The sequence below is a fragment of the Plasticicumulans acidivorans genome (assembly GCF_003182095.1).
Lineage (GTDB): Bacteria > Pseudomonadota > Gammaproteobacteria > Competibacterales > Competibacteraceae > Plasticicumulans > Plasticicumulans acidivorans.
The window spans coordinates 458,380-483,911 of sequence record NZ_QGTJ01000001.1 but is presented as its reverse complement, the minus strand read 5'-3'; the positions used below and the strand labels follow the sequence as shown (position 1 = coordinate 483,911).

15 protein-coding genes are annotated in these 25,532 nt (G+C 70.1%); 5 read left to right on the top strand and 10 right to left on the bottom strand.

All coding sequences use genetic code 11. The annotated features are described in order from the left end of the window. The first annotated feature begins 7 nt into the window (after positions 1-7). Positions 8-439 (top strand): OsmC family protein, encoded by a 432-nt coding sequence (locus tag C7443_RS01925; RefSeq protein ID WP_110016883.1) that lies wholly within the window; start codon positions 8-10, stop codon positions 437-439. 132 nt (positions 440-571) lie between these two features. Next, positions 572-2,959 carry a penicillin acylase family protein gene (locus C7443_RS01920; RefSeq protein WP_110016882.1) on the top strand — a complete coding sequence of 796 codons (2,388 nt, stop codon included), beginning with the start codon at positions 572-574 and terminating at the stop codon, positions 2,957-2,959. A gap of 10 nt (positions 2,960-2,969) precedes the next feature. On the opposite strand, the gene C7443_RS01915 is transcribed toward C7443_RS01920, so the two are convergent. The 4 genes from C7443_RS01915 to C7443_RS20515 are packed head-to-tail and all read right to left on the bottom strand — an operon-like array spanning position 2,970 to position 11,171. After that, complete coding sequence (locus tag C7443_RS01915; RefSeq protein WP_246004497.1) at positions 2,970-3,695, bottom strand: alpha/beta fold hydrolase; 726 nt, start codon at positions 3,693-3,695, stop codon at positions 2,970-2,972. Continuing rightward, entirely contained in the window at positions 3,692-4,657 is a 966-nt protein-coding gene (locus C7443_RS01910; protein WP_110016881.1) for a ketopantoate reductase family protein, read from the bottom strand. The genes C7443_RS01915 and C7443_RS01910 overlap by 4 nt, the downstream gene beginning before the upstream one ends. Positions 4,658-4,711: 54 nt before the next feature. Next, positions 4,712-7,975, bottom strand: a complete 3,264-nt coding sequence (locus C7443_RS01905) for an EAL domain-containing protein (protein WP_110016880.1) — start codon at positions 7,973-7,975, stop codon at positions 4,712-4,714. Positions 7,976-8,024: 49 nt separating this feature from the next. Further along, positions 8,025-11,171 (bottom strand): EAL domain-containing protein, encoded by a 3,147-nt coding sequence (locus tag C7443_RS20515; RefSeq protein WP_110016879.1) that lies wholly within the window; start codon positions 11,169-11,171, stop codon positions 8,025-8,027. Positions 11,172-11,350: 179 nt separating this feature from the next. Between C7443_RS20515 and C7443_RS01895 the strand changes: the two genes are divergently transcribed. From C7443_RS01895 to C7443_RS01885, 3 genes are all read left to right on the top strand, one after another. Then, positions 11,351-12,382 carry an efflux RND transporter periplasmic adaptor subunit gene (locus tag C7443_RS01895; RefSeq protein ID WP_170123450.1) on the top strand — a complete coding sequence of 344 codons (1,032 nt, stop codon included), beginning with the start codon at positions 11,351-11,353 and terminating at the stop codon, positions 12,380-12,382. Continuing rightward, the gene (locus tag C7443_RS01890; RefSeq protein WP_110016877.1) at positions 12,379-15,573 is read left to right on the top strand and encodes an efflux RND transporter permease subunit; all 3,195 of its coding nucleotides are present in this window, start codon (positions 12,379-12,381) and stop codon (positions 15,571-15,573) included. The genes C7443_RS01895 and C7443_RS01890 overlap by 4 nt, the downstream gene beginning before the upstream one ends. Before the next feature lie 122 nt (positions 15,574-15,695). Further along, entirely contained in the window at positions 15,696-16,289 is a 594-nt protein-coding gene (locus C7443_RS01885; protein ID WP_110016876.1) for a hypothetical protein, read from the top strand. A gap of 10 nt (positions 16,290-16,299) precedes the next feature. Here C7443_RS01885 and C7443_RS01880 read toward each other — a convergent pair whose 3' ends face one another. The 6 genes from C7443_RS01880 to C7443_RS20015 all read right to left on the bottom strand — a co-directional run. Further along, a complete protein-coding gene (locus tag C7443_RS01880) occupies positions 16,300-17,760 on the bottom strand; it encodes a peptidoglycan DD-metalloendopeptidase family protein (RefSeq protein ID WP_110016875.1) in 1,461 nt (486 codons plus the stop codon). Between the two features lie 131 nt (positions 17,761-17,891). Then, positions 17,892-20,006, bottom strand: coding sequence for an HlyD family efflux transporter periplasmic adaptor subunit (locus C7443_RS01875; protein WP_110016874.1), 2,115 nt, complete (start codon positions 20,004-20,006; stop codon positions 17,892-17,894). After that, on the bottom strand, positions 20,003-21,361 hold the full coding sequence (locus C7443_RS01870; protein WP_110016873.1) for an efflux RND transporter periplasmic adaptor subunit: 1,359 nt from the start codon (positions 21,359-21,361) through the stop codon (positions 20,003-20,005). Before C7443_RS01870 ends, C7443_RS01875 begins: the two co-directional genes overlap by 4 nt. Continuing rightward, positions 21,361-22,068: an efflux RND transporter periplasmic adaptor subunit gene (locus tag C7443_RS01865; protein WP_170123449.1), complete on the bottom strand. Its 708-nt coding sequence runs from the start codon at positions 22,066-22,068 to the stop codon at positions 21,361-21,363. The genes C7443_RS01870 and C7443_RS01865 overlap by 1 nt, the downstream gene beginning before the upstream one ends. 8 nt (positions 22,069-22,076) lie before the next feature. Further along, positions 22,077-23,696 (bottom strand): TolC family protein, encoded by a 1,620-nt coding sequence (locus tag C7443_RS01860; RefSeq protein ID WP_110016871.1) that lies wholly within the window; start codon positions 23,694-23,696, stop codon positions 22,077-22,079. 52 nt (positions 23,697-23,748) lie between these two features. Next, positions 23,749-25,532: Ig-like domain-containing protein (locus C7443_RS20015; protein ID WP_170123448.1), on the bottom strand; the 1,784-nt coding region annotated here is incomplete at its 5' end.

Here is a 25,532-nt window from a genome sequence, read left to right as displayed (position 1 = left end):
AGGTTTCATGAAAACTGTCAGCGTACAGGCAAAGCTCGGTCCGGCATTCACCATCGAGGTCCAGACCGAGCACCACACGGTCTATATCGACCAGCCGAAGAACTCGGGTGGCGCTGGCATGGGGCCGTCGCCGCTCGAATACATGTTCAGTGCGCTGGCCGGCTGCATCGGCACGATCGGCCGTATCGTCGCCAACCAGCAGAAGCTGCCGGTGCGCGGCATGGACATCCGTGTCGAAGGCGAGATGGACCCGGCCGTGCTGCTCGGCAAGAGCACTGAAGGCCGTGCCGGCTTCGTCAACCTCACCGTCACCGTCGACATCGATGCCGACATGACCAGGGAGCAGAAGGAAGCCTATCTGCACGAGGTCGACCGCCGCTGCCCGGTGTCCGACAACTACGCCAACGGCGTGCCGATCAAGTTCATCGTCGCCGACTGAACCGACTCCCCGGCACCTCTGTCCACGCCGGTGCATCTCTGCAGCGAGATGCACCGGCGTTTTTTTGCGCTCGCATGAAATCTTAGCCGGCGGCTAGGCTGCGCGGGGTTAAGCGGCGGGGAGAGCCGAGCGATGCGGGTGCGAAGCACAATCTGGAAGTGGCTGGCCGGCGTGCTGGCGGCCGTCTTGCTGGGGGCCTGGTGGTGGTTGCGCGCCGCTCTGCCGCCGCTCGCCGGCGAGCTGCAGCTGCCGGGGCTGCAGGCGCCGGTGTCGATCGTGCGCGATGCCCATGCCGTGCCGCACATCCGCGCCCAGTCGGCGCACGACGCCTGGTTCGCGCTCGGCGTGGTGCATGCGCAGGACCGGCTCTGGCAGATGGAGATGAACCGGCGCATCGCCGGCGGGCGGCTGAGCGAGATCGCCGGCGGCGCCACGCTCGATACCGACCGCTTCCTGCGCAGCCTCGGCCTGCAGCGCGTCGCCGCGCGCAATCTCGAACGGCTGGATGCCGATTCGCGTGCGGTGCTCGACGCCTACGCCGCCGGCGTCAATGCCTGGCTGCAGGCGCACGACGGGCCGCTGCCGCTCGAATTCCAGCTGCTCGGCGTGCAGCCGCAGCCGTGGACGCCGGTCGACGCGCTGGCCTGGCTGAAGGTGATGGCGCTCGATCTGTCGGCGAACTGGAGTGATGAGCTGCTGCGCCTGCGCCTGTCGAGCCGGCTGACAAGCGCACAGATCCAGGAATTCCTGCCGCCGACCCCCTACGCAGGGCCGTTGCCGGTCACCGATTACGTTGCGCTGTATCACCGCCTCGAACCGCGCCTGTCGGCGCTCGGCCCGGCGGTGCCGGAGGCGGCGTTCGGCCTCGGCTCCAACAACTGGGTGGTCGACGGTCGCCACACGACGAGCGGCAAGCCTTTGCTCGCCAACGATCCGCACCTGGCACTGAGTGCGCCCGGCATCTGGTATCTGGTGCATCTGCAGGCACCGGGGCTGAACGTGATCGGTGCGACGCTGCCCGGCGTGCCGCTGGTGGTGATCGGTCGCAACCAGCGCATCGCCTGGGGCATGACCAATACCAAGCCCGATACCCAGGATCTCTACATCGAGCGCATTGACCCGGCTGATCCGACGCGCTACCTCGCCCCGGACGGCGCGCGCACCTTCAGCGAACGCGAGGAGCTGATCGAGGTGCGCGGTGCCGAGGCGGTGCCGCTGCGGGTGCGCGAAACGCGCCACGGGCCGCTGCTGCCGGATGCGCGCGTGCAGGGCACGCTGCCGCCCGGCTATGCACTGGCGCTGCGCTGGACCGCGCTCGATGACGATGATCCGACCTTCCGCGCCGGCCTGCGCATGCTCGCGGCCCGCGACTGGGACAGCTTCGTCGACGCGCTGCGCGATTTCCGCGGGCCGCAGCAGAACTTCGTCTATGCCGATGTCGACGGCCATATCGGCTTCATCGCCCCGGGGCGGGTGCCGCTGCGCAAACCGGAGAACGATCTGCTCGGCCTGGCTCCGGCCCCCGGCTGGGACGCCCGTTACGACTGGGATGGCTACATCCCCTTCGAGGCGCTGCCGCGCCGGCTCGATCCGCCTGCCGGGCGCATCAGCAGCGCCAACGACCGCATCGTCGCCGCCGACTACCCGTACTACCTGACCGCCGAATGGGCGCCGCCGTACCGCGGCGAGCGTATCGCCGCATGGTTGTCGGCGCGGGCCCGGCACGATGTCGAGGACTTCATGCAGCTGCAGGGCGACCAGCGCTCGGGCATGGCCGCCGAATTCCTGCCGCGGCTGCTGGCGCTGGCGAGCGCCGGCGATGCCGATACGCGTGCCTGGCTGCAGCGGCTGCGGCAGTGGGATGCCGTCACCGCTGCCGATCGTGCCGAGCCGCTGGTGTTCGTCGCCTGGCTGCGCGAGCTGTCGCGGCTGATCTATGCCGATGAGCTGGGTGAGATGTTCGCGGCGACCTTCGAGCTGCGGCCGACCTTCCTCGCCAACGTGCTCGATGATCGCGACGGCCAGGCGCGCTGGTGCGATGACATCGGCACGCCGCGCATCGAGTCCTGCGCCGAGCAGGTCAGCGCCGCGCTGCCGGCCGCGCTCGCCGATCTGCGCCGGCGCTACGGCAGCGACGAGCGCGACTGGCGCTGGGGGGCGGCGCATCCGGCGGTGGCCGAGCACCGGCCGTTTTCCCATGTGGCCTGGCTGAAACCGCTGTTCGAGCTGCGCACGCCGGTCGGCGGCGATACCTACACCGTCGACGTTGCCCGCCACTTCATCGGCCGCGAGGCCGAACCGTTCGCGGCGACGCATGCCGCCAGCCTGCGCATGATCGTCGACCTCGCCGCGCCGGACGCCTCGCGCTTCGTCATCGCCGGCGGCCAGAGCGGCCAGCGCCTGTCGCCGTATTACGCCGATCAGTGGGCACTGTGGGCCACCCAGCAATACCTGCCGATGAGCATGCGCGAGGCCGACTACCGCCGCGGCGCGGTCGGCGAACTGCGTCTGTCGCCCTGAACGGCGGGCCTCACCGCGCCGGTTGCTGCAGCCACAGCCGCAGCGCGGCGTTGACCGCTTCCGGCTGTTCCAGCGGCGCCAGGTGACCGCAGCGTTCGAGCAGCAGCAGGCGTGCGCCGGGAACCGCCTCGGCGATCTCGCGCTGGCACTGCGGCGGCGTCAGCTGATCCTGCAGGCCGCCGATCAGCAGCAGCGGGCAGCGGATCGCGCTCAGCAGCGGGCGACTGTCCGGGCGGTCGATGATCGCGCGCTGCTGGCGCAGGAACACCTCGACACCGGCGTCGCGCCCCATCGCGGTGATCGTCGTCGCCAGGGCTTCATCGTCGAGGCGCGAGTGGTCGATCAGCTGCGGCAGCAGCGCGCGGCTGACGCCGAGAAAACGCCCGCGGGTGGCCAGCGTCATGAAGTCGAGCCGGCGCTGGCGCCGCTCCGGGCTGTCATCGCGTGCCGCGGTGTTGATCAGCGCCAGGCGGGTGATGCGCTGCGGGGCCTGGCGCAGCATCTCGAAGGCGACGTAGCCGCCCATCGACAGCCCGGCCAGCGCAAAGCGCGGCGGTGCGGCAGCGAGGATGCCGGCAGCGATTTCATAGAGGTTGTCGTAGCGGGTGTGGTCGGCGACCTGCATATCGGCGACGTCGGCGAGCGCGGTGAGCTGGTGCTGCCAGAGGCGGGCGTCGTTGAGCAGGCCCGGTACCAGCAGCAGCGCCTGGCGGGGCGCGGTCGGAGCAGCACTCAAGCGGATTCTCCAGGGCGGGCGGTCTTCAGGCGGATCAGGGCGGTGAGCAGCGCATTGCCCGGCACGCTGAGGCCGTGGGCGGCGGCGCGCTGCAGCAGGTAGCCGTTGATGTAGTCGATCTCGGTCTCGCGGCCGGCGGCGACGTCGGCCCGCATCGAGGAACGGTTGGCGGCGGTGGCGCGGGCGGCGGCGTGCGCTGCGCTGGCGAGTTCGCCGGCGTCGGCGCGGAGTCCTTCGGCGCGCATCACCGCGGCGGCTTCGGCGCAGACCGTGGCGACCAGCGTCCGGGCATCGTCGTCGTCGGCGAGGGCGCCGTTGGCGCAGTCGAGCAGTGCGGTCGCCGGGTTGATCGCGCAGTTGATCGCCAGCTTGCGCCACAGCCGCGTGCGGATGTCGTCATCCCAGCACAGCGGCAGGCCGCTGCGGGCGAGGCTGGCGAGTAGCTCCTCACGCTCGGCCGCCGGCAGCGGCAGCGGACCGTCGCCGAGCGCGGTCTCGCCGAGGCCGGCGTGCACCACCTGCCACGGCCCGCGGCGGTAGGCGCCGAGCGTGGTCGTCGCCAGCAGCAGTCGCGGTTGCGGATGGGCGGCGTGGATGCGTTCGGCGCCGCCCATGCCGTTCTGCAGCAGCACGATGCGGCTGTCGGCGTTCAGGCGGGCGCGCAGCGGGGCCAGCGCAGCCAGCGTCTGCGGCGCTTTGGTGCAGATCAGCAGGCGGCGGATCAGCGGCCCCGGCGCCGTGACGGCTGCGGCGGCGACGTGGAGATGATGCGTGCCGGTGGCGTCTTCGAGTGTCAGCCCCTGGGCATCGAGCGCCGCGGCGGCGGCAGCGTCGCGGGTCAGTACCTGCAGCGGCTGGCCGGCGAGTGCCAGGCGCGCGGCGAACAGGCCGCCGATGGCACCGGCGCCGAGGATGTACCAGGTCCGTGCCGTGGCCTCGGCATCGTCAGGGGGTGCCGGCATGGCTGCCTCCGCCTCGCGCAAAGACGCTGAGGATAGCGCGGTGGACGGCGTCTCTCAGCACGTGTCGGCCGATAGCTGCTCGGCCGGCATGGCCTTGCCGAACAGCCAGCCCTGGCCCATCGCGCAGTGATGGCGGCGCAGGAATTCCGCCTGGGCTTCGGTCTCGATGCCCTCGGCGACGACTTCGAGGCCGAGATGGGTTGCCATGTCGAGCGTGGCGCAGACGATCGCACAGTCGTCGGCATCGTCGGGGACGTCGCGCACGAACAGCCGGTCGATTTTCAGACGGTCGATCGGCAGGCGCTTGAGGTAGGCGAGGCTGGAATAGCCGGTGCCAAAGTCGTCGATCGCCAGCGATACACCGAGCGCCTTCAACGCATCGAGGATCTGCGCCCCGCGCTCCGGATCGTAGAGCAGCAGCGACTCGGTCAGTTCGAGTTCCAGGTATTCGGCCGGCAGTTCATGGCGGGCCAGCGCACTGGCGACCAGCGCCGGCAGGTCCTGGCGCATCACCTGCGGCACTGAAACATTGACGGCGACGCGACGCAGCTCGGTGCCGGCGTCGAGCCAGACGCGGGCCTGGCGGCAGGCCTCGTCGAGCACCCATTCGCCGAGCGGCAGGATCAGGCCGGTCTCCTCGGCCAGCGGCAGGAAGTCGGCGGGCAGCAGCAGGCCGTGGCTCGGGTGCTGCCAGCGCACCAGCGCCTCGACGGCGCAGCGCCGGCCATCGCCGAGACAGATCTGCGGCTGGTAGTACAGGCGCAGCTCGCCGGCCAGCAGCGCGCGACGCAGCTCGCCTTCGATGCGCACGCGCTGTTCGGCCTGCTGTGTCAGCGCCGCGGTGTAGAAGCGGTGCGTGCCGCGGCCCTGCGCCTTGGCCTGATACATCGCGGCGTCGGCATTGCGCAGCAGCGTGGCGGCATCGGCGCCGTCGGCCGGATAGACGGCGATGCCGAGGCTGGCACCGAGGTAGATCTCGTGGTCGCCGATCTGGAAGGCCGCCGTGCACACCTCGATGAAGCGGTTGGCAATGCTGTCGACGGTGCTGGCGTCGTCGATGCCCTCCAGCACCAGCACGAATTCATCGCCGCCGAGCCGCGCCAGCGTGTCACCGTCGCGCAACTGGGCGCCGAGGCGGCTGGCGGCGGCGATCAGCAGGCGGTCGCCGGCATCGTGGCCGAGGCTGTCGTTGACGTGCTTGAAGCGATCGAGGTCGAGATACATCAGCGCCAGGCGCGAGTGCTCGCGGCGGCAGCGTTCGATGGCGTGCTCCAGGCGTGCCTGCAGCAGCAGGCGGTTGGGCAGCCCGGTCAGCGGATCGTGGTGGGCGAGGTGTTCGAGCGCGTCCTGCGAGCGTTTCAGCGAACTGATGTCGGAGAACACCGCGACATAGCCCTGCACGCCGGTGTCGTGGTCGGCGATCGGGTTGATGTTGAGCCAGGCCGGAAAACTCGCGCCGCTGCGCTGCCGGCAGCTGATTTCGCCCTGCCAGTGACCGCTGTCACCGAGCGCCGCGCGCAGGGCGTCGAGCAGCGAACGGCGGTGGCTGCGATCGAGCAGGATGCGTACGTGGCGGCCGCGCAGTTCCACCAGGCTGTAGCCGGTGATGCGCGTGAAGGCCGGATTGGCGGTGCGGATGCGGCCGCGCGCATCGAGCACCAGAATGCCTTCGCGGGTGTGCTCGTAGACCACCGCCGCCTGACGCAGGCCGCGCTCGGCGCGCTGGCGCTCCTCGATTTCGCTGTGCAGCCGGCGCGTGCGCAGGCGCACCGTTTCCTCGATGACCGTGGTCTGGCCGCTGACCAGCAGCAGCAGCGCTGCCAGCACGCTGTTGAACAGCAGGGCGCCGGCGAGTACCGCATTCAGGCCGAAACTGCCGTTGCCGCCACTGCCGGGCTTGCGCAGCAGATCGATCTGCCAGTAGCGGTCGGCGATCGGCAGGCGTCCGCTCCAGTGCGGGCTGCCGCGACTCGGTGCCCAGTCGGCGCTGTAGAGCGGCAGTGAACGGGCGTCGCTGATGTCGCGCAGGCGCAGGCTGAAGCTGCTGATGTCGAATTTCTGGAAGGTGGCCTGCATCAGGTCGGGAATGCGCATGATGGCGACCGCCAGTCCGCGCCAGGAATGGGTGCCGAGGGTGCGTGTCGGCACCGGCAGATAGAGCACCACCGACAGTTCGCCGTGGGTTTCCTGCACCAACTGCAGCGGTGGTGTGGCCACCAGCACGCCCTTGGCCAGCGCGCGTTCCACGCTGGGGCCGGACTCCGGATGTACTGCCAGATCAAAGCCGAGGGCGGCGAGGTTGGCCGCATGCGGCTGCACATAGAGCAGCGGGTAGTAGTCGGGGCGGATGTCGGCGCGCACGATGTGCCGTTCGGCATCGTACTGGCGGATGGCGTAGGGCCGCTGCAGCTCAAGGCTGGCGTCACGCTCGAAGGTCAGGCGCTCGCTGCTCTCGACACGGGGCGCCCATTCCAGTGCGCGCAGGCCGGGATGGCGGAACAGCTGACCTTCGGCGAAGTGGCGGAAGTCCTCGCGCAGCAGATGCTGGTTGGCATCGATGTGGTCGGCGAGGGCGCGCACGGTCTCCAGGTGCAGGCGCAGGCTGATCGCCAGCGCGTGGGCGATGCCCTGCGCACGGCGTTCGAATTCCTGCTCGTCACGGCGTTTTTCCAGCGTATCGACGATGCCCAGCGCCAGCGTGCTGAGCAGCAGCGAGGCCAGCAGCGGCAGTGTCAGCAGGCGCCGGCGCGGCACCCAGTCGGCCGCCGGGCGCGCCTGCCAGGCGAGCAGCACCGGCAGCAGCAGCAGGACGCCGAGCGTGTCGCCACCCCAGCGCACCCAGGCGCAGGTGACGAGCTGTGCCGGAGCCGCGATCCCGAAACCGGCGAGTATCAGCGAGCTCCACAGGCTGTCGAGCAGCGCCGGCAGGGGCGCCGTGCGCAGCAGGAACTGCACCACGGTGCGTCCCTGCACCAGCGCGAACGGGTGTATCAGCGAGGTCGCGCCGAGCCGTGCGCCGAGCCAGGCCTGTGCCGCCGGGCCGACGGCCAGCAGTGCGGCGAGCAGCACGCTGCGCGGGTCGAGTCCGGCGTCGAACAGCTGCGCGCGCAGATAGAGCGTGCTGGCGAAGGCGCCGAGCCACACGCCGGGCCACAGCTGGCGGCCGCGCAGCAGCAGGGCGGCCACGGCGATGCCGGCCGACGGCCACAGCGGAACGGCGCCGCTCGGCGCGCGCGCGAAGCCGATCAGCGGCAGGGCAGCAAGGCAGTAGATGAGGGCGAGCAGCAGAGTGTCGCGCAGGGTATCGCGGAAGCTCACGATGGGCCGGTCTGACGGGTACCTGACAAAGCTAGCGGAATCGAGCGCCTCAGTCGCCTGCCGCGCTCGCGCTGCGGGCGCGGCCGTACAGCCAGCCTTGCGCCAGTTCGCAGCCGTGTTCGATCAGAAATTGCGCCTGTTCGGCAGTTTCCACGCCTTCGGCGAGCACGCCGAGGTGCAGGTGGTGGGCGAGATCGATGATCGCGCAGACGATCGCACAGTCGTCACTGTCGCCGGGCAGATCGCGCACGAACAGTCGATCGATTTTCAGCCGGTCGATCGGCAGGCGCTTGAGGTAGCCGAGGCTGGAGTAGCCGGTGCCGAAGTCGTCGACGGCGAGGCTGATGCCGAGTGCCTTGAGCGCCTTGAGCGCCTGGGCGCCGCGCTCGGGGTCCTGCAGCAGCAGTGACTCGGTCAGTTCGAGTTCGAGCAGATGGCCGGGGAGCTGGTAGTGCGCCAGTGCGGCGCTGACCAGCCCCGGCAGGTCCTGCCGCAGCACCTGCGGCACGGTGATGTTGACGGCGACCCGGCGCGGCGTGCCGGCATCGAGCCAGGCGCGGGCCTGGCGGCAGGCGGTGTCGAGCACCCAGTGGCCGAGTTCGAGGATCAGCCCGCTTTCCTCGGCGATCGCCAGGAACTCGGCGGGCAGCAGCAGGCCGCGGCTCGGGTGCTGCCAGCGCACCAGCGCCTCGTAGCTTTCGACGGCGCCGTCGGCGAGGCGCACGATCGGCTGGTAGTGCAGGCGCAGCTCGCCGCCGCTCAGCGCCCGACGCAGCTCCGCCTCGATGCGCACGCGCTGCTGCGCGCTGTCGGTCTGTTCACGCGTGTAGAAGTGAAAGGTGCCGCGCCCCTGCGCCTTGGCGGCGTACATCGCGGCGTCGGCATTGCGCAGCAGGGTTTCGGCATCCTCGCCGTCTTCCGGGAACACCGCGATGCCGATGCTCGTACCGAGATAGAGCTCGTGCTCGCCGAGGCGAAACGGCCGGGCGCAGGCGCTGACCAGGCGCTCGGCGAGGCTGGAAGCGTGTTCGGCGACGGCGAGGTTTTCGGCCAGCATGACGAACTCGTCACCGCCGAGGCGCGCCAGCGTGTCGGCGTCGCGGCGGCTGGCGCTGAGGCGTTCGGCGGCAGCGACCAGCAGGCGGTCGCCGAGGTTGTGGCCGAGGCTGTCGTTGACGTTCTTGAAGCGGTCGAGATCGAGGAACAGCAGCGCCAGCCGCTTGTGTTCGCGTTTGGCGCGGGCGATCGCGTGCTCGATGCGGGCGATCAGCAGCAGGCGGTTGGGCAGTCCGGTCAGCGGATCGTGATGCGCCAGACGTTCGAGTTCGGCCTGCGATTGCTTGATCGAGCTGATGTCGGAGAACACCGCGACGTAATGGCTGAAGCGGCCGTCCTCGGTCCGCACCGCACTGAAGGTCAGCCATGCCGGGTACAGCGAACCGTCGGCGTGGCGGTTCCAGGTTTCACCCTGCCAGTGGCCGTCGGCGCGCAGCTGCGTGCGGATCTCATGAAACAGCGTGCGCCGCACGCCGCAGGCCAGCAGCTGATGCGGGCGCTGGTCGAGCAGCTCGCTGCCATAGCCGCTGATCTGCGTGAACGCCGGGTTGACCGCCTCGATGCGGCCCTGCTGGTTGAGCACGAGGATGCCCTCGCGGGTGTTCTCGTAGACGATCGCCGCCTGGCGCAGGCGGCTTTCGGCGCGCTTGCGCTCGTCGATCTCGCGCGCGAGCCAGGCGGTGCGTGCCGTTACCATCGCCTCGACCAGCGTCGTGCGGCCGGAGGCGACCAGCACGAACACCGCGAACACACCGCTGACGAAGGCGCAGGCCAGCAGCACCAGCAGGGTGCCGGTCTGGTGCAGGCGCAGCTCCGCCATCTGCGCGTTGGGTGCGACGGCGAGTTCCCAGATGCGGTCGCCGAAGGCAAACGACATCCGCCATACGCTGGCGTTCGCCATGATCGCCTCACCGGCCAGCGGCTGTGCCGGAGTCCCGGCGCTGATGTCGCGCAGCTGCAGCACCAGGCCGCGGCGCATCGGCTGGTCCAGGGTGGTGTCGATGATCTGGTCGAGGCGCAATACCGCGGCCAGCATGCCGTGCTGGCGGTCGATATCGCTGACTGCCAGCCAGACCGTCACCGTCGCCGGTGAGCGGATCGGCGCCGGAGGCGGGCTGATCGCCAGCGCGCCGCCGACGGCGCGCTCCAGGGCCGTGCGCAGCGCCGGTTGCGCGGCGAGGTCGATGGCGGTGAGGGCTTCGTGGCCGGCCTGTGGCTCGATGTAGAGGATCGGCAGGCGGCTCGCCGCGGTGTCTGGCTGCGCCAGCGTGTCGGCATCGATCTGCGGCAGCCACAGCAACGCTGCGATTCCCGAATGGCGGGCGATGAGACCGCGGGCGGCGCGGCTGAACGGCTCGCGCTGGTGCAGCGGCACCGCCTGATCGAGGTCGCGCAGCACCTGCAGGACATCCAGGCGATTGCTCAGCGCCTGCCGCACGGCGACGGCCGCCGTCGTTGCGTGGCGCAGAAAGGTCTGTTCGAAGCGCTGGTCCTCCCAGCGCCGGGCCTGATTCAGCGCGATGCCGCTCAGCACCAGGCAGCCGAGCAGTGGCAGCGTGATCTGCAGGCGCCGGCGCTGCCAGCCACTGTCACCGAGCCAGGCCAGGGTGATCGGCGTGATGATCAGCACGCCGAGCAGATCGCCGGTCCACCAGCGCAGCAATACTCGGCCGGCGTGCTGCAGCGATACCGGCCCGAGCGTGACCAGCAGCAGCGTGCCCCAGCTGGCGGCGATCAGGCAGCACAGCGGGCCGCCGATCAGCATCGCGCGGGCGGCGTCGCCGGTGTGACCGAGCTGCGGGCGACTGGCGAGCAGCGGCTGCAGCCAGTGCGCCGCCAGCAGCGCCTGCAGTGCCGGGCCGATGGCGATCAGGCTGGTGAAGATGATCCCCGGCAGCGCCGGCCCCGGATTCGGCAAGACCCAGAAATGGATCGTCAGGTTGACGATGAGGCTGCCGAGCCAGATGCCCGGCCACAGCCGTCGCCCGTGCGTGAGCAGCACGCCGAGGGCCAGACCGGCGGCCGGCCAGATTTCGATCTCGGTGCTGCCGGAGTCGGCCAGCAGGATGCCGAGTCCGCCGGCGACGGCATAGGCGACGGCGAGCAGCAGGCAGGCGAAAACGGGCGGGTTGACGGGCACGAGGTGGGCTGCGGCGGCGGACGAAACGTTGGATTATCGGCAAGCGCAGGGCGGGGGGCCAGCGCGCAAGGGCGCGCCGGCGTGGACGGCCTCTGCCCATCGCCGGGGCATTGATATATATTCATACTTTCGAAGATACGAAGTGTCGGCGTTCGATGCGGCGCTGCGGAGGATCTGTGATGAGGATGATGCTGTCGATTTCGCTGTTGCTGCTGGGGCTGACGCGCGCCGCCGCTGCCGGGCCGGCACTCGCCGCGGCCACGGCCGAACAGCGCCAGCTGCCGGCTGAGGCGGTGCTGGAAAGCGTCATCGAGGCGGTACACCAGAGCACGGTGTCGGCAGAGACCAGCGGTCGGGTCGAGGCGATCCTGGTCGATGTCGGCGATACCGTCGCGGCCGGTGCGCCGATCCTGCGCCTGCGTGCCACCGAGCAGCAGGCCGGGCTGGGTGCGGCGCAGGCCAGCGTCGCTGAGGCGCAGGCGCGCTTCGACGAGGCCGGCCGCGAGCTCGACCGCATGCAGCGTACCTATGCCAGCCACGCCGTCGCCAAGGCCGAGCTCGACGCCGCGCAGGCCGGCTATGACGCCGCCAAAGCGCGCCTGGTCGCTGCTCAGGCCGGTCTGGCACAGGCCCGCGAGCAGCTCGGCTACACCACGATCAACGCGCCGTATGGCGGCGTCGTGCTGCAGCGTCACGTCCAGCTCGGCGAGGCGGTGCAGCCGGGCACGCCGCTGCTGACCGGCTTCGATCCGCGCCAGCTGCGCGCCGTCGCCGAGGTGCCGCAGCGGCTGATCGCCGCCGTGCGCCGCGAGGCCAGCGCCCGCGTGCTCGGCCGTGACGGACAGACGCTGCCGGCGACCGCGCTGACGATCTTTCCCTACGCCGACGCCAGCACGCATGCGTTTCGCGTGCGCATCGAGCTGGCCGCCGACATCGACGGCCTCTATCCCGGCATGCTGGTAAAGACCGCGTTTCGCGTCGGCCAGCTGCAGCGTCTGGTGGTGCCGGCGACAGCGCTGGCGCAGCGCGGTGAGCTGAGTGCGGTCTACGTGCTCGCCGCCGACGGCACGCCGCAGCTGCGCCAGGTGCGCGCTGGCCTGCGTCATGACGACGTCGTCGAAATCCTCGCCGGGCTCGAAGCCGGCGAGCGCGTCGCGCTCGATCCGGTGGCGGCGGCGCAGCAGCGCATCAGCGGGGGGCAGGCGCAATGAGTCCGCAGACGCCGCAGGCGCGTGACGCCACCCGTCCGCTCGGCCTTGCCGGGCGGCTGGCGGCGACCTTCCTCGATGCGCAGATCACGCCGCTGCTGGCGCTGCTCGGCCTGCTGCTCGGCGTGTTCGCGGTGCTGGTGACGCCGCGTGAGGAAGAACCGCAGATCGACGTCACCTTCGCCGATGTGTTCATCCCGTTCCCCGGCGCCACCGCCGAGGAGGTCGAACGCCTGGTCGCCGGGCCGGCCGAGCAGGTGCTCGGCGCGATCGCCGGCATCAAGCACGTCTATTCGCAGTCGCGGCCGGGGCAGGCCATCGTCAGCGTCGAGTTTCGCGTCGGCGAAGCGCGCACCGCGGCGCTGGTGCGCCTCTACGATCAGGTCTATTCGCACAGTGACTGGCTGCCGGCCACGCTCGGCACCGGCACGCCGATCATCAAGCCCAAAGGCATCGACGACGTGCCGATCCTGACGCTGACGCTGTGGAGCCGCGAGGCGCGCTACGGCGCCGCCGAACTGGCGCAGGTGGCGCACACCCTCGAAGCCGAGCTCAAGCGCGTGCCCGGCACCCGCGATCTCTACACCGTCGGCGCGCCGCAGGAGGTCGTCGCCGTGCGCCTCGATCCGGCGCGGCTGGCCGGTTACGGCCTGGCGCTCGATGACCTGCGCAACGCCCTGGCCAGCGCCAATGCCTCGACCGACGCCGGCCGCCTGGTCGGTGACGGCGGTGTCGTCGCTGTGCAGGCCGGCAGTTTTCTCGGTCGCGCCGAGGAGCTCGGCGGGCTGGTGGTCGGTCTGCACGCCGGCGCACCGGTGTATCTGAGCGACGTTGCCGACATCGAGCGCACACAGGCCGAGCCGGCCGATTACGTGCGCTTCGGTCAGGGGCAGGCCAGCGGTGCGGCCGGCCAGCCGACGCATCCGGCGGTGACGCTGGCGATCACCAAAAAGCCCGGCAGCAACGCCGTGAGCATCGCCGCGGCACTGCTCGATCGCGTCGCCGCGCTGCGCGGCGTGCTGATCCCCGAGGGGGTCGAGCTGACGGTCAGCCGCGATTACGGCACCACCGCCGATGACAAGGCGCAGACGCTGATCCACAAGCTGATCTTTGCCACCTCGCTGGTGATCGCGCTGGTGTGGATCGCGCTCGGCGCGCGCGCGGCGACGGTGGTCGGCAGTGCGGTGATCGTGACGCTGGCGATCACGCTGTTCGCCTCCTGGGCCTGGGGCTTCACGCTGAACCGGGTGTCGCTGTTCGCACTGATTTTTTCGATCGGCATCCTCGTCGACGACGCCATCGTCGTCGTCGAAAACGTGCACCGTCACCTGGCGCACGGCGGGGCGATCCCGGCGGCGGTCGACGAGGTCGGCGGGCCGACCATCCTTGCCACGCTGACGGTGATCGCCGCGCTGCTGCCGATGGCTTTCGTCACCGGCCTGATGGGGCCGTACATGGCGCCGATCCCGATCAACGCCAGCCTCGGCATGCTGATCTCGCTGGCCGTGGCCTTCATCCTGACGCCGTGGCTGTCACGCCACCTGCTGCGCAGCACGCATGCCGAAAGTCATGGTGACGAGCGCCTGCACGCGCTGTTCGCGCGGCTGATCGGCCCGTTCACCGATGCCGCGCGCGGCCGCCGCCGGCGCTGGTGGCTGCTCGCCGGCGTGCTGCTGGCGATCGGTGCTGCCGCCAGCCTGGTCTATTTCGAGCGCGTGGTGCTGAAGATGCTGCCCTTCGACAACAAGTCGGAGTTCGAGCTGGTCGTCGACATGCCGGCCGGCACGCCGCTGGAGCGCACGCTGGCGGTGCTTGAGGCACTCGGCCGCGAGGTGGCGCGCACGCCGGAAGTCACCGACTACCAGATCTACGCCGGCACCAGCGCACCGATCGGTTTCAACGGTCTGGTGCGCCAGTACTACCTGCGCAGCGGACCGACGCTCGGTGAGGTCCAGGTCAATCTGCTCGATCGCCACCAGCGCGAGCGCAAGAGCCACGACATCGCCCGCGCGCTGCGGCCGCGGCTGGCGGCGATCGCGCAGGCCAGCGGCGCGGTGCTCAAGCTGGTCGAGGTGCCACCGGGGCCGCCGGTGCAGGCGCCGATCGTCGCCGAGATCTACGGCCTCGACCGCGCCGGCCAGGAGGCGATCGCCTGGGCGCTGCGCGACCTGTTCGCCAGCACGGCGGACATCGTCGATGTCGACGTCACCCTCGACCGGCCCTCGCAGCGGTTGATCCTGCATGTCGACCGCAACCGCGCTGCGCAGCTCGGCGTCAGCCAGGCGCAGGTGGCGCAGGCGGTGGCGACGCTGCTCAGCGGCGAGGATGCCGGCTATCTGCACGGCGAGGCGCTGCGCTCGCCGCTGCCGATCCGCCTGGAGCTGCCGCCCGCCGCCAAGGCCGACAGCACGGCACTGCTCGATCTGCGCCTGCGCGCGCGCGACGGCACGCTGGTGCCGCTCGGTGAGCTGGTGAGCATCGAGCACGGCCTGCAGGAGCAGCCGCGCTACCGCAAGGACGGTCTGCCGGTGATCTACGTGCTCGGCGACATGGCCGGGCACCTCGACAGCCCGCTCTACGGCATGGCGGCCATCGCCGCGCGCCTGCAGCCGCCGCTGGCCGGGCGCACGCTGGTGCAGCACGGCTTCGCCCAGCCCGATTTGGCGGTCGACTGGAGCCTGAAGTGGGACGGCGAGTGGCAGATCACCTGGGAGACCTTCCGCGACATGGGCCTGGCCTACGCCGTCGGCTTGCTGCTGATCTGGCTGCTGATCGTGGCCCAGTTCGGCTCCTACACGTTGCCGCTGGTGATCATGGCGCCGATCCCGCTGACGCTGGTCGGCATCCTGCCGGGGCATGCGCTGCTCGGCCAGCCGTTCACCGCCACCTCGATGATCGGCATGATCGCGCTCGCCGGCATCATCGTGCGCAACTCGATCCTGCTGGTCGATTTCGTGCGGCTGGAGACCGCCGCCGGACGGCCGCTGGCCGAGGCGGTGATCGCCGCCGCCGCGGTACGGGCGCGGCCGATCGCGCTCACCGGGCTGGCGGCGATGCTCGGTGCGCTGTTCATCCTCGATGACCCGATCTTCGGCGGTCTGGCGATCTCGCTGATCTTTGGCGTGTTCGTCTCGACGCTGCTGACGCTGGTGGTGATCCCGGTCAGCTATTTCGCTCTGCAACGCGGCAGGTGAGCCGCGGCTGAACCATGCTTATAGCGACCGCAGCCGCTTCGGGGCTGCGGTCAACTGTACGTCGCGTGTGCAGCCCATATCGCGACGGCGGTCTGATCGGGGGGACGTTTCGAGGTTGTGCGATGAGTCATCATTTTTTGCTGATCAAGGGTTTCAGGCCGCTGGAAGTCGCCGACTACATGCTCAACCGCATGAGTCCGGGGTTCATCCATCCGCTGACGGCGCAGATGCTGGTGTGGGTCAACGGCATGCTCGGCCTGTCGCTGCAGTCGGCCGAGTCGCTGACGCTGGCGGCCAACAAGCTCGGTGTCATTTCGCTGCGGCCGGTCGAGGCTGACTTCGAGATCGCCGGCGGCATCTCCGCCGATGGCATCGAGCAGTACGTGTTCGCCTTCGTGCCCCACGACGAAAACCAGCAGCTGATCTGGCTCTACCAGCTGCTCGACGGCATCATCACCGCGCCGCAGCCGGTCGGCGGCACCGCACCGTTCGAGCGGCTGCGGCCGACCACCATCGAGACCAGCGACAGCGACTGGCTGGGCGCATTGCTGCGCGCGGCGCGCGCACTGTGCGAGGCGCCGACCGGGCGCTGGCTGCTGTTGCTGCCGCCGTGGCTGGAACTGCAGGCCGATCCGAGCTGCTGCATCGAGTACTGCGAACCGCTGGCGACGACGCTCGGCGAACGAGCCTGCGTCGTCCACGAGCTGCCGGGCTGAACCGCCTGCCTTACGGCGTCGCCGCGGTGCGCTCCTCGACACTGCTCGAACGTACTTCGGCGAGGAAGCGGCTGTTGACGACATCCAGGCGTGCCAGCAGCGGTCCGGTTTCGCGGGCGAAATCGCGGCGCAGCTCCGGCGGGATCGGCTCGGCACGCGGGATTTCGGCGTTGACCGGGTCGACGTGGCGGCCATCGATGCGGAACTCGTAATGCAGGTGTGGCCCGCTCGCCAGGCCGGTCTGGCCGACGTAACCGATGATCTGCCCCTGCTTGACGCGAGCGCCGGCCGTCAGCTTGGCGATGCGCGACATATGGCCGTAAAGCGTTTCGTAGTGGCGGCCGTGGCGCAGGATGACGACGTTGCCATAGCCGCTGCGCCAGCCGGCGAACTCGACGCGGCCGTCGCCGGAGGCCCAGATCGGCGTGCCGGTCGCCGCTGCATAGTCGACACCACGATGCGGGCGGCGCACGCCGAGCACCGGGTGAAAGCGCTCGCGCTGGAAGTGTGAGCTGATGCGGCGGAAATCCACCGGCGAGCGCAGGAAGGCCTTGCGCAGCGGCCGGCCGTCACGGTCATACCAGTCGGCCCGGCCGTCGAGACCGGTGTAGCGCACCGCGCTGAAGGTGCGGCCGTGATTGCTGAATTCGGCGGCGAGGATCGCGCCGTCGCCGATTTTTTCGCCGCGCACGTATTCCTCTTCGTAGAGCACGGTGAAGGTGTCGCCGGGACGGATGTCGAGGGCGAAATCGATGTCGTAGCCGAAGATGCGTGCCAGTTCGACGATCAGTGCATCCGACAGGCCGGCGGCGGTCGCGCTCTGGTACAGCGAATCGCTGATGACGCCGGAGGCGTGGACGATGCGTGGCTCGACGCGGTGCTCATAGCGGCTGACCTCGAAGCCGTCGTCATCCTCGGCTCGCTGCCAGTGCAGGCCGCTGCTCGGGTCCGCCTCGAACACCAGTTCCTGCAGGGCGCCGTCGGCATCGAGGCGCAGGCGCAGACGCTGACCGGGGAAGATGCGCTGCAGGGCGTCGGTCTGCTGCGGGTCGGCGTCGAGCACCGCCTGCAGCGTGCCCGGATCGATCTGCAGACGCTCGAAGATCGCACTCAGCGTATCGGCCGGGCGCACCTCGGTGGTGCGCCAGCGGGCGGCGGCTTCGATCGCCGCGATAGCGGCGGCCGGATCATCGCCGTTGTCGAGGTCGGAGGATTTCAGGGCTGCGTCGATGGCCGCTGCCGCTGCGTCGGTGGCCGGCGGTGCGGCACCGGAAATGGCTTCGTAGGCAGGTGCGATTTCCTTCTGCGCCGGCGGTGGTTCGTGCAGCGCTGGCAGCGCGAAAACCAGCAGCGCGGTGGTGGTGGCAATCAGCAGTGCGAGCAGGTGGGTAGCACGCGTGAAGCCCGTGTTGCGGGCCTGCGAGCTGCCGCGGGGGCGGCGGCATCGCGGTGCGGCATGAGGCGGGCGCATTGTCTCCTCGTCACATGTAAGGGATGAGAAGGGTCAGGAGTGTGCCGCATCCCTGCGCCGAGGTTCAAATTCAAGCGGAACAAGACCTTGCCATCCGTAAGGGTAAGGCCGTGCAAAACGGCTGGCGGTCGCTACCAGCCGGACTCGCGGATCAGGGCGCCGCCGAGCTGTCGCCACAGCCGCTGCCAGGGGGCTTCGCGGCCGGCGGCGATGGCGATTTCGCCACCAGGTGGCGGAGTCGGCCGCGTTGCGGCGGCGTCGGGCTGCAGCTCGACGCGGTAGCGTGCCTCGACCGGCTGCGCTGCGCCGTTGCCGTCGTCGCGGCTGGCGATGTCACCGCCACGGATCGAAGCCAGGGCGAGCTCCGGGATGCGCGCTGCCGCGCCGGCCTCGATGCGTACCACCTGCGCGGCGATGGCCCCGGCATGCCCCGCCACGTAGAAGCGGGCCGGTGCGTCGAGGTGAATGCGGCCGAGGTCGGTTTCCTCGACGTAGGTGATGATGCGACCGCTGCCGGCGGCAACCAGCGTCGCCAGCGCCTCGCCACGGCCGAGCCAGTCGCCGGGGCGCAGGCTCTCGTCGAGGTCGACGATGCGTCCGGCAAACGGTGCGCGGATCGTCAGTCGCTCGCGGCTGGCCAGCGCGCCGTCGAGTTCAGTGCTGATGCGCAGCAGTTCCTGCCAGTCGATGCTGCGCCGCTCGTTGAGCTCGGCGTCGAAGCCGCGGCGGCCGAGCGCCTGCAGCAGCACGGCGCGCTGCGCGCTCAGCGTGGCGATGGTGTGTTCGAGGTCGGGCGAGGCGAGGCTGAACAGCACGTCGCCGGCGTCGACCTGCATGTTCGCCTGCACATGCCGCTGCTGCAGGCGCGCCGGCTGTTCGACGTAGAGCACGCTGTCGGCCGGCGCCAGCCACACGGCCGGGGCGCTGATGTGCGTCTGCCAGGGCAGCAGCAGCACGGCGCCCAGCAGTGCCAGCAGTGCCAGCGGCACGCGCCAGGCGCGCCAGTGCTGCAGCCGCGGGTGTTCGCGCCAGGCGCGCAGCTCGCTGACGATCGGGCGCACGATGAACCAGCCGATCTCGACGGCGAACAGCAGCAGTCCGAGCAGCTTGAAGAACAGGTGATACACCGCCAGTGCGATGCCGGTGAACAGCAGCAGGCGGTAGATCCAGGTGCCCCAGGCCCAGGTGGTCAGCAGCCGCTCGCGCGCCGGCGGCAGCTGCTCCGGGCGCGGTTCGCCGAGCTGGAACAGCCACTCGCGCAGGCGCCAGCGGCCGAGGGCGAAGGCGCGCGCCTGCAGATTGGGTTCGTCGAGCAGGTCGGAAAGCAGGTAATAGCCGTCGAAGCGCATGAACGGGTTGAGGTTGATCGCCAGTGTCAACAGCCAGGCCGAGCCGGCCAGCAGGTGCGCGCCGTTGCGCAGTGCACCGTCCGGCAGCAGCACCCAGGCCCAGGTCGCCAGCGTCGCCAGCGCCAGCTCGACGACGACGCCGGCGCTGCCGATCGCCAGCCGCGGGCGGCGCTCGCGCAGCTTCCAGGCCTCGGTGACATCGGTCCAGAACACCGGCCAGAACACGATCAGCGCCACCCCCATCGCCGGCACCCGGCAGCCATAGCGCGCAGCGGTGAAGGCATGACCGAACTCGTGCAGCAGTTTGCTCAGGCCGATGCAGGCACCAGCGGCCAGTGCGCCCTGCAGCGTGAAGTCGAACGGGAACTCGTGGGTGAAGCGCTCCCAGTGACGCAGGATCAGCAGCGCACCGCCGCCGGCGAGCGCGAGCAGCAGCCACAGCCAGCCGCGCCGGTACAGCCCGCCGACCCACGGCAGCGCGGCATCGAGCAGCCGCTGCGGCTGCAGCAGCGGGATGCGGATGAACAGATAGTGGTGCAGCAGCCACTGCCACAGCGTGTGCCGCTCGCGTTCGCGGCGCTCGTGGAACGCGTGGCTGGCGGCCGGCGAGGCGAGCTGCAGCAACTGCTGTGCGCCGAGAAAACGGACGAAGCCGGTGAGCTGCTCGGCGCTGGCCCGCAGTGTGGTTTCGGCATTGATCGCGGCGAGCACGGCGGCGGCGCTGCCAAGCCGCCAGCGCTGCAGGAATTCGAATTCCAGCCAGCCGATGCGCAGAAAGCGGTTGCCGAGCGGATCATGCAGCGTCCAGCTCGGCACGCCACCGGCGCCACTCGGCCCCGGATACACGGCCAGATCCTCACGCAGGAGCGGCAGCGCGTCGGTATCGGCGGGGGTCATAGCGACAGCCAGCGTGCCAGGTTGGCCAGCGGCCGGCGCAGCAGCCACAGCGCCAGCGGTGTCGGCTCGCCGTAGAGCCGGGCGGTGCCGCGCAGTCCCGGACGCAGCGTGGCGCCGGCGTCGAAACTGGCCTTGATGCGATAGGCGGCGATGCCATCGGGGCCGGTACTGGCGCTGTAGCCGACCAGCCGCACCCGCGCGGCGAGCGGCCGCTCCGGTGCGATGTTCGGGAAGAACAGCGCCTCGGCGCCGCTGCCGAGCGCGAGCGGATCATTGGCCGGCAGGTGCACGTCGAGTTCGACGTCGTCCGGACGGGCGATCACCATGATCTTCTGGCCGATGCTGAGCGGACGGCCGAGCCAGTCGTTGGCATCGTCGAAGATCGCCACACCGGCCTGCGGCGCACGCACCTGCAAGCGTTCCAGCAGGCCGGCGTAATAATCGCGCTCGGCAGCCTGCTGCTCGACGCGGCTCTGCAGCTCGGCCAGGCGTGCCTTGGCCTTGGCGTCGGTGAAGGCCTGCTGCGCAGCGGTCAGGTATTCGGCCTGGGCGACGTCGCGGGCGCGGCTGGCGACGTCGAGCTTGCTGCGCACCTGCGTGTCGTCGAAGCGCAGCAGCGGCTGATCGGCGCTGACGGTCTGGTTCGGCTCGATCTGGAAGCTGGCGACCACGCCCTCGACCGGCGCACGCACCAGCGCCGGGGTGCGTGGCACGACCTCGGCCGGCGCCAGCACCGACTGACGCGTCGGCCAGGCACCGATCAGGCCCAGTGCGAGCAGACCGCCAAGCCAGTACAGCAGCCGTCGGCGCGGCAGTCGCCGTTGCCGGCGCGGGGCCCGCGCCGCCAGCGCCAGGGCGGCGGCGTAGCTTTCGGCGAGCAGCGCCAGCAGCTGGCGGTCGGCCTCGCCCCAGGGCTCGGCACGGCTCAGCAGCAGGCCGCCGTAGTCTTCGTCCGGTGCGCGGCGCAGCGGTAGCCACAGCACGTGTGCCGGCAGCCAGCGTGACCAGTCGGCGGCGAGTGTGCCGGGCAGCTGGCTGGCATCGAGCGGCTGTGTGGCATCCGGGCTGGCCGGCAGTGCGCGCAGCACCTGCGTGAGCCAGAGCAGGTAGGGGCTCTGCGGGTCGGGGCGGGCGACACCGGAAGCCGCGACGATGTGCCGCTCGCGGTCGAACAGCAGCGCCTGGTGATAGGGCAGCAGCGCATGCGTTTCGTTGACGATCATGAACGCCAGTTCGGCGGCCGGCGTCTGCCGCGCGCGCTGCTCCAGTCGCACCAGGGCTGCCAGACGCAGCAGCGCGGCCGGCGGCGTGCCGGCGGCTGCGGCTTCGGCCGCCGGACGGGCACTCTGGGGCATCAGGGGGTGATCTGCAGCTGGCCGCTCATGCCGGCGAGCAGCTCCGGTGCCGGCGTCTGCAGCTGACCGTAGATCTTCACCGACTGGCTGACCGGGTCGACACGGGCACCGATGCGCGCAATCCGCGCTTCGTAGTGCTTGCCGGTCTCGTCGACATCGAGGGTGAAGACGTGGCCGGGCTGCAACCACTGCAGCCACTGCGAAGGCACGATCGCTTCGATTTCGAACTGGCTGTCGTCGAGGATGTCGAGCAGCGGGGCGCCCTCGCTGACCGACTGGTAGCGTTGTGCGTGCCGTTCGACGACGCGGCCGGGGAAGGGTGCCTTGATCAGGCAGCGTTTGTTCAGCGTCTGCGCCAGCTGCACATCGGCGGCGGCCTCATCGACCTCGGCTTTGGAAATGTCGAGTTCGAGCTTGCTGATCGACTGCATCTTGTTCAGGCGTGCGTTGACCTCCAGCGTGCGCTGCTTTTTGGTGAGCGTTGCTTCGGCGCGCGCGAGCCGGCTTTCCTGCTCGCTGCAGGCGAAGCGCAACAGCGTCGCGCCAGCCTCGAAGCGCTCACCTTCGCGCAGCGGCAGTTCAGCGATGCGGCCGGCCATCTCGCTGGAGATCAGCGTGGCGTGCACCGGCACCAGCTGGGCACGCACGGCGGGCAGCGGCTCGGCCAGCGCCGGCCGCAGTGCGGCCAGCGCCAACAGTATTGGCAATGCGTATTTCATCGTGCGGCTACGACGCTGTCCTGCGCACCGTCGTGCGGGGTGCCGGTGCTGACCTGTGCGTCGGTGGTCGGTGCCGGCGCGGTGGCGGCCTGCACCATCGCTTCCGGCAGCCGCCCCTTCTGCCACAGTGCCAGGCGGGTGGCGATGGCAGTGCTCATGTCGTTCAGCTCGACGCCTTCGATCGGGCCGTCGTAGGGATCGACGCCGATCGAGACGAAGACGTTGGCCAGCGCCGTCTGCAGATCGGTCAGCGCACGGTCACGTTCGAGCTGGGTGGTCAGCGCTGCCACCTGGTGACGGATGTGCTCGAAGCCGGACTGCGCCTGCGCTTCGGTGGCGTTGCGCACGGCGCGCAGCAGGCGTTCCTCGACCAGGTTGAGTTCGCGGGCGTCGGCGAATTCCTGCTGCGCGTGGACGTACTGCTGATAGGCGACGTTGATCTGCACCAGTGCGGCGATGGTCAGCGCACGGCGGCGCCATTCGCCGATCTCGGCCTGCGATTCGGCGGCATCGATGATGCTCGGACCGGCGGCGAGGTTGATCAGGTTGTAGGTGGCGCGGATGCCGGCCTCGGCCCAGGCGCGGTTGAGCAGGTAGGAGTTGGAGTCGTAGTTGGTCGAGCCGATGATCGACAGGCCCGGCAGCAGGCGGATCATCTCCTTGCGCACGCCGTTGCGGTCGATGCGCGCCTGATAAGCCTCCTCGCGCAGGTCGGGGCGGTAGAACAGGCCGACCGTCTCCAGCGTCGGCAGCGATTCCTGCAGCGCGGTCGGTGCCGGCAGCTCGCCGCGTTCGGCCAGTGCGATCGGCAGTGGCGCATCGGTCGGCGCGTTGATCAGGCCGGCGAGCTGGGCTTTGGCGACCTGCATGTCGGCGTGCAGCCGGCGCAGCTGGCCGACCATCTGCAGCAGGTTGCGACGGTATTCGAGCACCGGAATCATCGGCTGCAGGCGGTCGCGCTCGATGCTGCCGCTGGCGGCGAGGGCTTTTTCAGCCTGCGCCAGGGCTGGCTCGATGCGCGGCAGCAGGCGTTCGGCGGTCGCCGCGCGCCAGTAAGCGGTGCTGACTTCCTTGACGATGTTGTTGACCACTTTGCGCCGGCGTTCGCGGGCGACCAGCACGCGGTCGGCCTGCTGCTTGGCCTGGTAGTAGCCGACGCCGAAATCGAGCAGGTTCCAGGTGAAGGTCAGGTCGATGAAGCGGTGGGCGCGATCGTTGGAGGTCTGGTAGTTGGTTTCGCGGTCGCGCTCGATCGGGTAGACGTCCTTGCTCACCGAGGCCAGGTCGTTGTCGCGCGCGGTGTAGCCGGCGTTGAGCGCGAGCCGCGGCAGCATCGCGAAGTTCGCCACGGTCAGCTGGCGGTCCTGCAGCACCGACTCCATCACCGCCAGGCGGTGGTCGTAGTTGTACTTCAGCGCCCGGGCGATCGCTTCCGGCAGGGTCAGCGGGGCGGTGACGGCCACCTGATCGTTGACGATGGCGGCGCGGTCGACTTCGACGCGGGTGCGATGTTCGGCCTCGGTCAGCGGTTGCGGCGAGATCGCGCAGGCACTCAGGCTGCAGACGAGGCCAAGCACGGAGACGCGGTGGAACAGGCTCTGGTGTGGAACGCTCATGGGTATCGGTGATCCTTACCGGGAAATGTGAGGCAGACGCAGGGCGTGGGTATCAAAGGGACGTGTTGAGCAGGGCGGCGAGTTCGCGGCTGTGTTCGCCGAGCGGTTTCGGCGCGCTGCGCTGCAGTTGCTCGCTGAGGCCGCCGTGGTGGCCCGCTGCAGCGGCGGGCTCCGCGGGCGGTACGGCGGCGTCGCGGTCTTCGCTCAGCAGTGCGGCCAGCCAGGGGGCTGTCGGTTCCACCACGCTGGCCGCCGGCGCTTGCGGCGCCGGGGTCGCAGCAGGTTCGGCGGTTCTCGGGCCGTGAGTTTTCTCCGCAGCAGCCGGGTGGCGCAGCGGGGAGTACTGCAGAACGCTCTGCGTCTCCGGGTATACGTGGAACTGCACGGTGACGTGATGGCCGTAGCTGTCGCGGGCGATGACCACGATGTCCAGACCATCGAAGTCGCGCGGCGGCACACCCCAGAAGCGCAGGCTCTCGCGGTCGAAATTCAGCCAGGCCGGCAGCGGACGACCATCGGGCCGAATGGCCTCGAAGCTCAGGTGCTCGGCCGGATCGGTATGGCGGAATGCCGCCCGCGACAGCGCGAAGGAACTGGGCCTGCGTTCGATCATCACCTGATCGCGCACGTCGCCGCTCAGATACAGCTCGTAGTTGTTGCCGTCAGCGTCACGGGTGTGCTGTGGCAGCGTCATCCCCTGATAGGCATACGGCGAGGCGCTGCCGTAATCAGTGGAGCCGGTGAGGCGGAACGGATCGTTCTGCGGCTGCAGCCAGCGGCTCAGGCTGTCGTGATCGCCAGCGGCCGGTGGCGTGGTCGGCGTATCGTTCAGCGCCACCCCGCGACCCGGCACCATGAACACGATGCTGCGTGTGCTGCTGGCACGGCTGCTGCCATCCACGGCCGTGGCAGTGACCTCCAGCTGCACGCTGCCGCTGAACAGCGGCGGCGGCGTCAGGCTCAGCCCCGGCAGCTGTGCTGGCGTCAGCGTCAGCGTGTCGCCGTTGACGACGAAGGTTTCACCGGCGGCGTTGCGGAGCACGGAACCGCTCGGCAGGCCGCTGAGGGTGACGCTGTCCACATGCTCGCTGCCGAGATCGTTGGGGACGGTGTCGGTGACGCCGGTGTCGATCGTCAGCGGTATCGTGCCGGCCGCTGACGTGGTCGGCGGGGCCGTGACGTCGAGGCGCGGGGTGTCGGCGACCGGGCGCACGTCGATGCTCAGCGTCGCGGTATCGCTCAGCCCGCCATCGCTGAGGGTGTAGGTGACGGTCGGTACCGGGCCGGAATAGTCGTGTGCCGGCGTGAACAGATACTGGCCGTCGGCGTCGATGCGCAGCGTGCCGATGCCGGGGATCGTCGCCGTCTCGCCCGGCCCGTAGACGCGGGCATCGCCGTCGACGCTGAACGACTGCACCGACAGCTCGCTGCGCGGCGAGTCGATGTCGCCGTCGTTGGCGATGACGTTGCCCTGCAGCGGCGTGTCTTCATCGGTGACGCCGTGATCGTCGACCGCAACCGGCGCGTCGTTGACGCTGGTGACGGTGATGGTCAGCGTCGTCGTGCTGCTGTCGCCGTCGGCATCGGTGATCGTGTAGCTGAAGATGTCGGCCAGCGTCTGGCCATTGGGCAGGGCATTGACACTGGCATTGCTGGTGTCGAGGACGTAGCGGTAGCTGCCGTCGGCGCCGAGGGTGAGCGTGCCGAAGCTGCCGACGACACTGCTGCCGCTGCTGCTATCGGTGCCGGCGGCCACCGCCGTGCCCGGCGTGCCGCTGCCGGCGCCGACCTGGGTGACGGGGTTGGCGGGCAGGTCGGCGCCGAGGCGGTCGGCGA

Bases quoted from the DNA above. Each gene is read 5' to 3' on its own strand.
- C7443_RS01925 (WP_110016883.1), top strand. From the start codon at position 8: ATGAAAACTGTCAGCGTACAGGCAAAGCTCGGTCCGGCATTCACCATC.
- C7443_RS01920 (WP_110016882.1), top strand. From the start codon at position 572: ATGCGGGTGCGAAGCACAATCTGGAAGTGGCTGGCCGGCGTGCTGGCG.
- C7443_RS01910 (WP_110016881.1), bottom strand. From the start codon at position 4,657: ATGCCGGCACCCCCTGACGATGCCGAGGCCACGGCACGGACCTGGTAC.
- C7443_RS01895 (WP_170123450.1), top strand. From the start codon at position 11,351: ATGAGGATGATGCTGTCGATTTCGCTGTTGCTGCTGGGGCTGACGCGC.
- C7443_RS01890 (WP_110016877.1), top strand. From the start codon at position 12,379: ATGAGTCCGCAGACGCCGCAGGCGCGTGACGCCACCCGTCCGCTCGGC.
- C7443_RS01885 (WP_110016876.1), top strand. From the start codon at position 15,696: ATGAGTCATCATTTTTTGCTGATCAAGGGTTTCAGGCCGCTGGAAGTC.
- C7443_RS01880 (WP_110016875.1), bottom strand. From the start codon at position 17,760: ATGCGCCCGCCTCATGCCGCACCGCGATGCCGCCGCCCCCGCGGCAGC.
- C7443_RS01875 (WP_110016874.1), bottom strand. From the start codon at position 20,006: ATGACCCCCGCCGATACCGACGCGCTGCCGCTCCTGCGTGAGGATCTG.
- C7443_RS01870 (WP_110016873.1), bottom strand. From the start codon at position 21,361: ATGCCCCAGAGTGCCCGTCCGGCGGCCGAAGCCGCAGCCGCCGGCACG.
- C7443_RS01860 (WP_110016871.1), bottom strand. From the start codon at position 23,696: ATGAGCGTTCCACACCAGAGCCTGTTCCACCGCGTCTCCGTGCTTGGC.